Source organism: Methylophaga sp. UBA3613, assembly GCF_002375415.1.
Taxonomy (GTDB): domain Bacteria; phylum Pseudomonadota; class Gammaproteobacteria; order Nitrosococcales; family Methylophagaceae; genus Methylophaga.
Window position 1 is genome coordinate 231,230 of sequence record NZ_DFLS01000009.1, and the last position, 12,425, is coordinate 243,654.

At 46.0% G+C, this 12,425-nt stretch carries 14 protein-coding genes; 5 read left to right on the forward strand and 9 right to left on the reverse strand.

Features of this window, described 5'->3' with window-relative positions:
* Positions 1–14: 14 nt before the first annotated feature.
* Entirely contained in the window at positions 15–2,564 is a 2,550-nt protein-coding gene (gene mutS / locus B3S93_RS12990) for a DNA mismatch repair protein MutS (RefSeq protein ID WP_292403477.1), read from the forward strand.
* A 14-nt stretch (positions 2,565–2,578) separates the two neighbouring features.
* Here mutS and B3S93_RS12995 read toward each other — a convergent pair whose 3' ends face one another.
* From B3S93_RS12995 to B3S93_RS13005, 3 genes are read right to left on the reverse strand one after another with little or no spacing between them, the layout of a single operon-like run.
* Positions 2,579–2,854 (reverse strand): YcgL domain-containing protein, encoded by a 276-nt coding sequence (locus B3S93_RS12995; RefSeq protein ID WP_292403480.1) that lies wholly within the window; start codon positions 2,852–2,854, stop codon positions 2,579–2,581.
* A gap of 14 nt (positions 2,855–2,868) precedes the next feature.
* The gene (locus B3S93_RS13000) at positions 2,869–3,258 is read right to left on the reverse strand and encodes a VOC family protein (RefSeq protein WP_292748992.1); all 390 of its coding nucleotides are present in this window, start codon (positions 3,256–3,258) and stop codon (positions 2,869–2,871) included.
* A gap of 28 nt (positions 3,259–3,286) precedes the next feature.
* Positions 3,287–3,706: an OsmC family protein gene (locus B3S93_RS13005; protein WP_292356736.1), complete on the reverse strand. Its 420-nt coding sequence runs from the start codon at positions 3,704–3,706 to the stop codon at positions 3,287–3,289.
* A gap of 104 nt (positions 3,707–3,810) precedes the next feature.
* Here B3S93_RS13005 and crp point away from each other — a divergent pair, with 104 nt between their 5' ends.
* Entirely contained in the window at positions 3,811–4,500 is a 690-nt protein-coding gene (gene crp / locus B3S93_RS13010) for a cAMP-activated global transcriptional regulator CRP (protein WP_292356734.1), read from the forward strand.
* Here crp and trpC read toward each other — a convergent pair.
* The 6 genes from trpC to rpe are packed head-to-tail and all read right to left on the reverse strand — an operon-like array spanning position 4,480 to position 9,778.
* Positions 4,480–5,277 (reverse strand): indole-3-glycerol phosphate synthase TrpC, encoded by a 798-nt coding sequence (gene trpC, locus B3S93_RS13015; RefSeq protein WP_292748995.1) that lies wholly within the window; start codon positions 5,275–5,277, stop codon positions 4,480–4,482. The two genes, crp and trpC, sit on opposite strands and share 21 nt — an antisense overlap.
* A 9-nt stretch (positions 5,278–5,286) precedes the next feature.
* Entirely contained in the window at positions 5,287–6,315 is a 1,029-nt protein-coding gene (gene trpD, locus B3S93_RS13020; RefSeq protein WP_292403493.1) for an anthranilate phosphoribosyltransferase, read from the reverse strand.
* Positions 6,302–6,895, reverse strand: coding sequence for an aminodeoxychorismate/anthranilate synthase component II (locus B3S93_RS13025; RefSeq protein ID WP_292403497.1), 594 nt, complete (start codon positions 6,893–6,895; stop codon positions 6,302–6,304). Before B3S93_RS13025 ends, trpD begins: the two co-directional genes overlap by 14 nt.
* Positions 6,896–6,910: 15 nt before the next feature.
* A complete protein-coding gene (trpE, locus tag B3S93_RS13030; RefSeq protein WP_292403500.1) occupies positions 6,911–8,404 on the reverse strand; it encodes an anthranilate synthase component I in 1,494 nt (497 codons plus the stop codon).
* Positions 8,405–8,413: 9 nt separating this feature from the next.
* Positions 8,414–9,082, reverse strand: a complete 669-nt coding sequence (locus B3S93_RS13035; RefSeq protein WP_292403502.1) for a phosphoglycolate phosphatase — start codon at positions 9,080–9,082, stop codon at positions 8,414–8,416.
* A 3-nt stretch (positions 9,083–9,085) separates the two neighbouring features.
* The gene (rpe, locus tag B3S93_RS13040; RefSeq protein ID WP_292356723.1) at positions 9,086–9,778 is read right to left on the reverse strand and encodes a ribulose-phosphate 3-epimerase; all 693 of its coding nucleotides are present in this window, start codon (positions 9,776–9,778) and stop codon (positions 9,086–9,088) included.
* Between the two features lie 143 nt (positions 9,779–9,921).
* Between rpe and B3S93_RS13045 the strand changes: the two genes are divergently transcribed.
* The 3 genes from B3S93_RS13045 to B3S93_RS13055 all read left to right on the forward strand — a co-directional run bounded on the left by B3S93_RS13045 (position 9,922) and on the right by B3S93_RS13055 (position 12,332).
* Positions 9,922–10,857, forward strand: coding sequence for a DUF3530 family protein (locus tag B3S93_RS13045; RefSeq protein ID WP_292403506.1), 936 nt, complete (start codon positions 9,922–9,924; stop codon positions 10,855–10,857).
* A complete protein-coding gene (locus tag B3S93_RS13050) occupies positions 10,857–11,663 on the forward strand; it encodes a spermidine synthase (protein WP_292403509.1) in 807 nt (268 codons plus the stop codon). The genes B3S93_RS13045 and B3S93_RS13050 overlap by 1 nt, the downstream gene beginning before the upstream one ends.
* 132 nt (positions 11,664–11,795) lie before the next feature.
* Positions 11,796–12,332, forward strand: coding sequence for a L,D-transpeptidase family protein (locus tag B3S93_RS13055; RefSeq protein ID WP_292356717.1), 537 nt, complete (start codon positions 11,796–11,798; stop codon positions 12,330–12,332).
* The last annotated feature ends 93 nt before the right edge of the window (positions 12,333–12,425 follow it).

The window sequence follows — 12,425 nt, forward strand, 5'->3', positions numbered from 1 at the left end:
GCTAAACTATAAAAATGACCGAAAAAACCAATCATACGCCAATGATGCAGCAATATCTGCGTATCAAGGCCGAGCATCCAGAATTATTATTGTTTTATCGAATGGGCGACTTTTATGAGTTGTTTTTTGATGATGCGCATAAAGCTGCCGAGTTATTGGATATTACGTTGACAGCACGCGGTAATAGTAATGGTGCGCCGATTCCGATGGCGGGTGTGCCATATCATGCGGCTGAAGGTTATCTGGCCAGATTGCTAAAAGGTGGAGTGGCTGTAGCCATTTGTGAGCAGATTGGTGATCCGGCAACCAGCAAGGGCCCGGTAGAACGGAAAGTAGTACGGGTGTTAACTCCTGGCACCTTAACCGATGAGGCTTTACTCGACAGTAAACAAGAGAATCTGCTGGTTGCGATTGCCCGGCAAAAGGATCAATACGGTTTAGCCATAGCCGAAATCAGCAGTGGCCGTTTTGATGTATGTCAGCATCAATCGCTAGCGGATTTGTTAGCGGATTTAGCCCGATTACAGCCTGCAGAAATTCTGATTGATGACAGTCATGGCGACACCTTAAATAGCTATAACAAACAATTGAAGTTTGTTCCGGAATGGCATTTTGGCCTGGATGCGGCGCGGCGTCGTTTATGTGAGCACTTTGGGACCACCGATTTAAAAGGCTTTGGCTGTGATGATTTACCGCTGGCCATTATGGCGGCAGGTTGTTTACTTAATTACGCCCAGCAAACCCATCGCACAGCGCTGCCGCAGTTACGCAAGATAAGTGTTGAAACACCGGCCGACAGTATTCGTATTGATCCACAATCAAGACGCAATCTGGAACTGGAACAAAACCTGTCAGGTGGCCGGGAAAATACTCTATTGTCGGTACTTGATAATACCGTTACGCCGATGGGCACACGCTTACTGCGACGCTGGTTGTTACAACCGAAACGAGATTTAACTACCTTGCAACAGCGTCAGGGGGCGATTGGCAACCTTATTGAGCAGGATATCATTGCTACCATTCAAACCCTGTTAAAACCGCTAGGCGATATTGAACGTATCGTTACCCGAGTAGCACTAAGTAGTGCCAGACCACGTGACTTTGTGCAGTTACGTCGCATGTTGACTGCTCTGCCAAATCTGCATCAATCTTTATCGGCTACTCAAACCAGATTGCTGAAGCAGATCGATCGCGAATTGGGGACTTTTCCGGAATTACTTGAGCTATTGAATAGAGCCATTATTGAAGAACCGCCAGTGTTGATTCGAGATGGCGGGGTGATTGCCGAAGGCTATCATGCGGAACTGGATCGGTTACGTAATCTGCATCTGAATGCCAATGATTTTTTACGTGAACTGGAGCAGCGTGAGCGTGAACGCACCGGTGTCAGCACCTTAAAAGTCGGCTATAACAAAGTGCATGGCTTTTTTATCGAAATCAGCCGAGCCCACAATATTCAGTTACCGGCTGATTATCAGCGTCGGCAAACGCTGAAAAATGCTGAACGCTATATTACTGCCGAGCTGAAGAGCCATGAGGATCAGGTACTCAGCGCCAGCGAAAAAGCATTGGCATTGGAAAAATCATTATACGAAGAGCTTTTTAAACTGATTCATCCGGAGCTTGCCGCATTGACCCATTGTGCTGCGGCTCTGGCAGAACTTGATGTTTTGACCAATCTGGCTGAGCGGGCGCAAACGCTTAATTATGTCGCGCCGCAGTTAACTGCAGAGCAGGGCTTATCGATTCAGGCGGGCAGACATCCGGTTGTCGAAGCCGTTCAGAAAACGCATTTCTGTCCCAATGACTTGCAGTTAAATGAACAGTCAATGCTGGTGATTACCGGCCCCAATATGGGTGGTAAATCCACCTATATGCGGCAGACAGCATTAATTGTGATTATGGCGTATATGGGCAGCTATGTTCCTGCTGATTCGGCTGTTATCGGCCCGATAGATCAGATATTTACCCGAATTGGTGCCAGTGATGATTTGGCGTCGGGTCGCTCTACTTTTATGGTGGAGATGAATGAAGCAGCAAATATACTGAATAATGCTTCAGCGCAAAGCCTGGTATTAATGGATGAAGTAGGGCGAGGTACCAGTACCTTTGATGGCTTGGCACTGGCCTGGAGCTGTGCCGAAAAACTGGTGCGTGATATTGGGGCGTATACCTTATTTGCTACGCATTATTTTGAAATGACTCAGCTGCCAGGATTATATGACAAAGCCTGCAATGTGCATCTTGATGCGATTGAACATGGCGACAAGATTGTGTTTTTGCATCAATTAAAACCGGGGGCAGCCAATCAGAGTTACGGTTTGCAGGTGGCGCAGCTGGCAGGGGTGCCAAACGATGTGATTCAGGCGGCGAAACATAAATTAGCCGCTTTGGAAACTCAACGTACCGTTGGTTCAAATTTGCAGGAACAACCGCCGCAACAGGATTTATTTGCTCAGCCAGATAATTTGGCCTTGATAAATAAAATCGAGCAAATCAATCCTGATGAATTAACGCCCAAAGCGGCTTTGGAATTGCTTTACGAGCTGAAAAAACTTATCTAAATGATGTCGCTCAGTTAATGTAACTGGCCGGTGCGTTCACGGTGCAATAACAAATCATTGGTCGGCGGCATTTGTACATGGAAACCCTGTGTTTCCAGATTATGAATGACTTTATTGACATCTTCACGGGCCAGTTTGCGATCTGGGCTCAGCTCCAGTTCCATCACAAATATTGGTTCGTTGCCCATTGAACCATAGAGGCTTGGTGGCACTTCTGAAAAGTCATCTTTCTTGCTGAGATAAAGATATAACTCTTCTTTTTTACGGCTTTTGTAGATATAGGTTTTCATAACACAACTCTGATTTACGAAATCGGGGGATGGTAGATGATCTGTACAACCGTTCCGGCCGGATCATAACAATAGAAACTACGCGCTCCATCACGATGGGTACGTGGTGGCTGACGCATTGGAACCGCATAGTGGTCCAGAAAGGCATACCATTCATCAACCTGTTCAGGCGTTGGAATAATAAAACCAATATGATCCAGAGGCTGAACCGGTGTTTTATTGATATTTTCGCCACGGTGTAAAGCCAGATTGTCATTGCCAGAAGTCAGATAAACGTTATCTGCATCAGGACGCCATTCGACTTCCATACCCAGTAAGTCCACATAAAACTGTTCGCAGGCTTCGAGATTTTCGACGGTTAAAGCCACATGACGCAAACCGCCAGTTCGTGTTGGTCGCTGCATGGTTATGCTCCGTTATTAGAAAAAGTATTTAGGCTTGTTCTATCACTTCATAGTCATGAGTGATTTCAGCGGTTTTTGCCAGCATAATAGATGCCGAGCAATATTTTTCTGTAGATAGTTTTACCGCACGGTCGACAAAATTCTGTTTAAGGTTGCGACCGGTGACGGTGTAGTGCACATGAATTTTGGTAAAGACTTTTGGTGCTTCCTCACTGCGTTCTGCGGAAACTTCAACCACACAATCCGTTACATCTTGACGTGATTTTTTCAGAATATCGATGACATCAAATGATGTGCAGCCACCAAGGCCCAGCAACAGAAGCTCCATTGGACGCATGCCCGTGCCGTGACCACCGGCTTCTTCAGGACCATCCATTACGATGGTATGTCCGGTTCCGGATTCACCGACGAATAAAACATCCTCAACCCACTTTACTCTTGCTTTCATTTAACTCATCCTGCATAAAATACGTATAACAACGTTTAATTTTGCCATATTCATCGGAATTGGGCAGAATTAATCCTTATAAAAATAAGCTGGGCCTTCATGACATGGATTATTTAAAACACAAAGAGAGAGAAGAGCAGTTGGCAGAGTTTTTCAAACACTGCCACAGTAAAGTCTACCCCGCCAAAACAATGCTGGCGCGACCGGGTGATATTCCTGACAGGCTCTACTACATTCGAGAAGGCTCTATCAGCATCTGTGTTGAAAACGAAGAGGGCGAGGAATTAATTGTCGCCTATCTCAATCAGGGCGACTTTATCGGTGAAGTTGGCTATTTTCACGATAATATCAATGACCGCATGTCGGTGGTCAAAGCCAGAACTGATTGCCGCACCGAAGAAATCAGTTATCAAACCCTCAAGGCACTTTCCAAAACAGAATTAAAAGGTTGCTATCCCTATCTGTTGGAAACGTTGGGTGAGCAAATGTCCAAACGTTTGCTGACCACGACTCGTAAAGCCACCAATATGGCATTTATGGACGTTTCTGGACGGGTAGAAGAAGCCCTGCGTGATTTGGCCGCACAACCTGATGCGATGCGCCACGAACAGGGGCGGCAAATCAAGATCACCCGTCAGGAAGTCAGTCGCATTGTTGGCTGTTCGCGGGAAATGGTCGGCCGGGTATTAAAAGAATTACAGGAGCGCGGCATCCTGTGGGCGCACGGTAAAACGATGGTATTGTTTGACGAAGATCATCGTGGTGTGAATGCCTCAATTAAAAAGGTTGGCTAACGCCTCACCTGGTTCATCTGCTCGCATAAAGGCCTCGCCAACCAGGAAACCATTCACACCGTGCTCACGCATGAAAGTGACATCTTCCTTACCAAGGATACCGCTTTCGGTGATCACAATTGTTTCATCGGGAATGAAATTAAGTAACTTGATAGTGGTTTCCAGCGACGTTTCAAAAGTATGTAAATCGCGGTTATTGATGCCTATCAAAGGCAGATTCAATACCAATGCACGATGCAACTCTTCTTCGTTATGCACTTCAACCAGCACATCCATATCCAGCTGAATGGCTAACTGACTTAACTGTTCCAGTTGATCATCATCCAACGCGGCAACAATCAACAAAATACAATCGGCACCGATCGCCCTGGCTTCAAATACCTGATAGGGATCGATAATAAAATCTTTACGAATGACCGGTAGCTGACAGGCCGTACGCGCCTGTTTCAGATAATCTTCATGGCCCTGGAAAAAATCCTTATCGGTCAATACCGATAAACAGGCCGCGCCACCGTTTTCATAAGACAAGGCAATTTCAGCAGGTTGAAAGTCCTCGCGTAGCACGCCTTTACTGGGTGAGGCCTTTTTAACTTCAGCAATAACGGCGCTTTGTCCTGCAGCCAGTTTACGTTCAATCGCCTCAACAAAACCGCGTACCGGTTCAGCATTTTCAGCCAATTGCTGTAACAGATTAATCGGCAAACGTTTACTGCGCTCGGCAATTTCCTGTTGTTTACGTTGTAGAATTTTTTTCAGAATATCGGGTGTGTCAGTCATAAACGATCTTTAAAGTTGGCTGCAGGTGATGAGTGCATCTAGTTTTTGTTGAGCAATACCGCTATCAATATAATGTTTTGCCTGACGAACGCCTTCAGCAAGGTTGTCCGCCAAATCCGCTGTATAAATGGCTGCGCCGGCATTGAGCACAACAATATCGCGGGCAGGGCCAGGTTCACCGGCAAATACACGTTGAATAATATCGAGGCTTTGCTGAGCATTGGTGACGGTCAGCTTGCTGATATCCTCGCGCTGCATGACAAAATCTTCGGGTTTGATAGTGTAGGTGAAAATCTCGCCATTTTTAAGCTCTGCGACAAAGGTGTCAGCGCCGATGCTGATTTCATCCATACCGTCTTCGGCATGTACCACCATCACATGTTTACTACCCAGTTTTTGTAATACCTGAGCAATCGGTTCAACCCATTTTTTATCAAATACCCCCATTACCTGATGTTTGGCTTTGGCTGGATTGGTCAGTGGGCCGAGCAAATTGAAAATGGTGCGGACACCCATTTCACGGCGGGGCCCAACGGTATATTTCATTGCACCGTGATGGCGTTGGGCAAACATAAAGCCGACACCAGTTGTTTCAACACAGTGGGCTACCTGCTCAGGTGTCAGTTCCAGATTCACACCCGCTGTTTCCAATACATCAGCGCTGCCGGAAGTGCTGCTGACAGAACGATTGCCATGTTTTGCGACTTTGCCGCCGGCCGCAGCCACTACAAAGGCACTGGCGGTGGAGACATTAAAGCTGCTGGCACCATCGCCACCGGTACCACAGGTATCAATAATATGCTCACCGGTTACCTGCACTGGCGTGGCTAATTCACGCATTACCGATGCTGCGGCCGCAATTTCGGTAATGGTTTCACCTTTCATCTGCAAACCAATCAAGAAGCCACCAATTTGAGCGTCTGTTGCTTCGCCGGTCATAATCATCCGCATTGCTGCAGTCATTTGCTGCTCAGACAGATGCTGATGCTGGGTGATCAGCTTGATGGCTGCCTGCATGGTAAATTCATTGTCCGCCATGGTGTTCATCCAGGAAGTTTTTTAATAATTGATGACCTTGTTCAGTCAAAATGGATTCAGGGTGAAATTGCACCCCTTCAATTGGCAGGGTTTTGTGCCGGACACCCATAATTTCATCAATGCTGCCATCCGGATTTTCTGTCCATGCAGTCACCTCAAAACAATCGGGCAGTGTTTCTTTTTTAATAACCAGTGAGTGGTAACGAGTGGCCTGCAATGGATTATTCAATCCCTTAAATACACCGACATTGTTGTGATGCACCGGTGAAGTCTTTCCATGCATGATTTCGCGTGCGTGCACAACATTGCCGCCAAATGCCTGACCAATTGCCTGATGGCCCAAGCAGACACCCAGAATAGGTTTTTTGCCGGCAAATTGATGAATAACGTCTAATGAAATTCCAGCTTCATTTGGCGTGCAAGGACCGGGTGAGATCACGATAAGTTCAGGATTAAGGGTCTCTATGTCGTTAATGGTCAGTTTATCGTTACGCTGCACCTCCACCTCAGCACCCAGTTCAGCAAAATACTGCACCAGGTTGTAAGTGAACGAATCATAGTTATCAATCATTAACAGCATAAGGTGTCCTGTTATTTATTCAGTTGGTTTTGGCGGCTCAAGACCTGCCTCAGCCATGGCAACAGCTTTAAATATCGCACGGGCTTTATTCATAGTTTCTTCCCATTCCATTTCCGGAACAGAATCATAGACAATTCCGGCACCTGCCTGGATATGCAGTTGCTTGTCTTTGATGACGGCTGTGCGGATAGCAATAGCTGTATCCATATTGCCAGCCCAGGACAAATACCCAATGGCACCAGCATAAACGCCGCGTTTAACCGGCTCTAATTCGTCAATAATTTCCATTGCACGCACTTTCGGCGCACCGCTGACGGTACCGGCCGGGAAGGTAGCACGCAGTGCATCCATTGCCGTCATTCCGGGGAGAACCTGTCCAGTCACATTGGAAACAATATGCATCACATGTGAATAGCGTTCGATGACCATTTTATCGGTCAGATTTACCGTACCTGTCTGACTGACCCGGCCCACATCATTACGCCCCAGATCGATCAACATCAAATGCTCTGCCAGTTCTTTTGGATCGTTGAGCAGTTCTTGTTCCAGTGCTTTGTCCTGTTCTTCCGTCTTACCACGACGACGCGTGCCGGCAATCGGGCGAACCGTCACTTCATTGTCTTCCATGCGTACCAGAATTTCCGGAGAAGATCCGACAATGTGGAAGTCTTCCAGGTTCAGGTAATACATGTACGGCGATGGGTTTAATGTGCGTAAGGCGCGATATAAGTCAATTTCTGCCGCATGAAAAGGCACTGACAAACGCTGTGAAAGTACCACCTGCATGATGTCGCCATCGTTAATATATTGTTTTGCCTTACTGACCGCATCGATAAAGCCGTCATGGGTGAAACCAGAGACAAAATCCTGTTCGGAAATCGAGTTCTGTGGACGTTTATCGTTAAATTTAGGGGTGGATTCCCGCAACTCAGTAATCAGCTGATCCAGACGTTGCTGTGCCTGATCGTAGGCATCGGGTAGTGTTGGATCAGCATGTACGATCAAAAACAATCTTCCACTGAGATTATCAAACACCACCAGTTCGTCAGACACCATCAGCAACACATCGGGGCAGCCCAGCGGGTCATTTGCAGGGGCTTCGCCTAAACGGGTTTCAACATAACGAACCGTGTCGTAGCTGAAATAGCCAACCAGGCCACCGTTGAATTTAGGTAAATGTTCCAATGTAGGCACATTGAACTTCGCCTGAAAATCGGCAATCCAGCTCAACGGGTCGTCATGCTGAATTTCATTTATCAATACATTACGTTGATAAACTTTGATTTGATCACCGAATACTTTGATAACGGATTCACAGGGAAGACCAATAATTGAATAACGTCCCCATTTTTCGCCGCCGTGAACCGACTCGAAAAGATAGGAATAGGGCGCATCTGCCAATTTAAGATAGGTACTTAATGGCGTGTCTAAATCCGCGAGTACTTCGCGATAAAGAGGGATACGGTTATAGCCTTCACTGGCCAGTTGGTCGAATTGTGCCTGTTTCATTTTCGGCTTCTAAAAAAGAGTGTTTAACTCAGCAAAACTATCAATTACTGCGTCTGGGTGAGCAGCGCGGATATCATTGCCATGGTTATAACCGTAGCTCATACAGACGATTTGAAAACCGGCGGCGCGTGATGCTTTGACATCACTGACCGAGTCGCCAATCATCAAAGCCTGCTGTGGCTCGATTTTAAAATAATTGGCTGCATAAAGCAGCGGTGCAGGATCCGGTTTTTTCTGCGGCAAGGTATCACCGCTGACAATCAGTTCAAAATAATCGCGGATCCCCAGATTATTCAGAATGGGCAGCGTAAACTGCTCATCTTTATTGGTCACACAGCCCAGATGAATGCCCTGATCCTTGAGCCATTGCAATCCCTGTTTTACACCGGGGTATAGCAGACTGCGTTTACTGGTGTTTTCTGCATATAACGCCATAAAGATTGGAACTGCCTGGGCATAAAGTGCTTCAGCTGGTTCACCATCAAGTTGATTTATCAAGGCGCGTTTTATCAGCCTTTCAACACCATTACCCACCCAGTTTCTGACTTTGGCTTCGCCACGTTCGGGCAGGTTGAGTGCCCGCATGGTCTGATCGGTACACCAAGCCAGATCAGGCACACTGTCAACCAGTGTGCCGTCCAGATCAATTAACGCAAGCTCTGGCTTGATTAATCCCATTGATTAGATTTTTGCCTGGGCCAATTCAGCACGCAGTGCTGCAATTACGGTTTCATACTTATTAGGATCATTATCCTGAGCAGCGCCAAATACGGCAGAACCAGCAACAAAAGTACGGGCGCCGGCTTCAGCAATTTCACGGATATTTTGAACGTTTACACCACCATCAATTTCCAGATCGATATCATAGCCACTTTCATCAATCATTTTGCGAGCCTGACGCAATTTTTCCAGCGTGTGAGGAATAAATTTCTGACCGCCAAAACCCGGGTTCACAGACATCAGCAGAATACGATCTACTTTGTCCAGAACATGTTCAGCCAGCGTTAATGGCGTCGCAGGGTTAAATACCAGACCGGTTTTACAGCCTTCTGCTTTAACCAGTTGCAGGCTGCGATCAATGTGATCCGAGGCTTCAGGGTGAAAAGTGATGTAACTTGCGCCAGCTTTGGCAAAATCAGGAATAATGCGATCAACCGGTTTCACCATTAAATGTACGTCGATTTCAGCGGTAACACCATGCTTGCGCAAAGCTTCACAGACCAAAGGTCCGATCGTCAGGTTAGGGACATAATGGTTATCCATAACATCGAAGTGAACGATATCAGCACCTGAGGCCAGTACATTTACCACTTCTTCGCCAAGGCGGGCAAAGTCAGCGGAGAGGATAGATGGGGCAATTTTGAATTCGGCCATGTCGGATTCTCTCTAAGTTAGTTAAAAATTTGCTATCAAAACCCGTTACTCTACCCCAAAAGCCGGGTTTTTTCAGCTTTTGAAATTCATTATCGCTCTTTATACTGGCGTCAGTTGTCCAACCGAGCTAAATAGGAAAACAAGTGCGAATTCACCCACGATTGTTTATTACATTTTTGATGTTTCTACCGTGCATGACTTTACAGGCCGGTGCTTTAGATGAAACATCAGCAGCAAAGCCGCAAATATTGCGTCAGGATTCAATAACGAAAGGCTATGAGCCATTAGCTGTAGGTGATCAAACCATTGCTTCAGCGTATTTACCCCAAACCTTAGGTATACCTCGTGGTGCTATTTTGTTACTGCATGACATCAATGAACATATCGATAGTGCTGCGATTGGTATTCTAAGACGACAGTTACCGGGTTATGGCTGGAATACGTTATCAATCAAGATTATTCGGTTTACTGAAGCTAGTGAACAAGAGCCTCCCGCTAGAGAGGAAGGCGCTGCTGTTGTGGATGAGGCGAATTCAGCAGAACAGGCTGAAACAGATGAAGCTGCAGCAACAGAAGCTGAGAATACGTCCGCAGATAATGAAAATACTGAAACAGCCGATACCACTGAAACGGCAGAACCAGCGGAAGCAGAATTTACAGCGATAACCACTGCCCAGCGTCTGGATGCGGCGTTATTAAAGTTACAGCAGGAAGGTCATGAAAATATTGTTTTGATTGGTCAGGGTGCAGGGGGAGAACTGGCCTTAAAAACGCTTAACGAAACTGCGGTTCCGGTTGCCGCAGTAATCATGATAAATACCGGTGAATTAGCAGAAGGAACAAGCATGACTGAAACGGCGATTCCAATACTGGAAATTCTGGGCAGTCGTCAGAAAGACACTATTAAACAAGCTGTTCTGCAACGGCAGATACAGATGAAAATCGAACAGAAAACCAATTATCAATTGCGACAAGTTAATGGGGCGGCTCATTATTTCGCCAGCTCGTCCAGGCGATTAACCAATCTGGTTCATGGCTGGTTATATACGCAGTTTTTTGAAGAAGAGGATGCGTCTTAATGCGCCTTTACTATGGTGGCTCAGTAGTTTATCAAGCCGCTTCTGATGAGGGCATTATTGAAGTCGTTGATATTGGCGATCAGCGATCGCTGCATTTCGGAACTTATCCACGACAAAGCAGCATGTCCTTGCAATCACCCCATTTGCTTGAACTGAGTTATACCCGCGCCATGATGGCCAGCTTATTATTTCAACCGAATCCCAAAACTATCTGTATTATCGGACTGGGTGGTGGATCACTGGTCAAGTTTTTGTTGCACCATTTTGAAGATTGTCAGATTGATGTCATCGAATATCGGCAGGATGTGATTGATGTGGCACATCGCTATTTTGAAGTGCCGCATAATGATCCCAGACTGCGGATTCATCACGATGATGGTTATCAGTTTGTCAGTAACCAGTTTTTCAGCAATGGCGCGTTTTATGATCTGTTGCTGGTCGATGCTTTCGATCATGTGGGAATGTCGGCCAGTGTGGGTGGCCAGGCATTTTTCGATGCCTGTGCCGGCGTGCTTAATGACGATGGACTGATGAGTATCAATCTATGGGGAACCGATCGGCCAGGATTCAGTCAATCGATGCAACGTATAAATCAAAGTTTTGATAATCAGACCTTAGTGCTACCGGTGGCAGATAAAGGCAATGTGATTGGTCTGGCGTTGAAGCAAAAATTCAATGTGAGCCAGTTAAAAAGACATCGAGACCTGGCCGAAAATCTTAATCAGCAGTTTGATATCGGTTTACCGCAATCATTGCATGATCTGATAAAACAGAATATTTCATTTTTAAACCGATTATTTCTTTAAAAATATTAATTTACAGGTGATAATTCAGGCGTTTTATGATAAAAATCTATTGTCTTTTCTTAGCGGATTAACTGCCATATGCTCAGGCTGCTTTTCTTAGTCTTTTTATTTCATTGGCCTGCTGCTGCCACGATGGCAGATTCAGAGGCCATTGAAGTAGTGATTGTGCGTTCAGAAAATAAATTACTGGTTAGAAAAAACGACAAAACCTTACGGAGTTTTAAAGTGGCCTTTGGCAGTGGTGGTCGTCAGCCAAAAATGCAGGAAGGTGATCGCAGAACACCCCAGGGACATTATCGAATCAAAGATATCCGCAGCAGCGATAAGTTTTATCTGTTTATGCATCTGGATTACCCCAATATGGATGATGCAAAACAAGCGCTTAAAGATGGCAGAATAACCCGCACGCAATACCGCAAGATTCTCGCAGCGTTTATCTACAATGAAACTCCGCCGCAAAATACACCGTTAGGTGGACAGATTGGCATTCATGGTATCGGTGAAGAGACACCAGACAAACTGGATATTCATGCAATATCGAACTGGACCAAAGGGTGCATTGCAATGCGCAACTCTGAAGTGCGAGAGTTAGCCATGTGGGTTGATGAAGGCACACCGGTCATTATTATTGATTCACTTGAGTCTTTTAAAGCGGCAGTTAATCCCTAGGGCGTGTTTATCTTTCATCTCCACCACTGCTGGCGACTATTTTTGTGGCCGGCAAGGTGGAAAGCACGCCGTGTAGCCTTCCTACATAAGTGA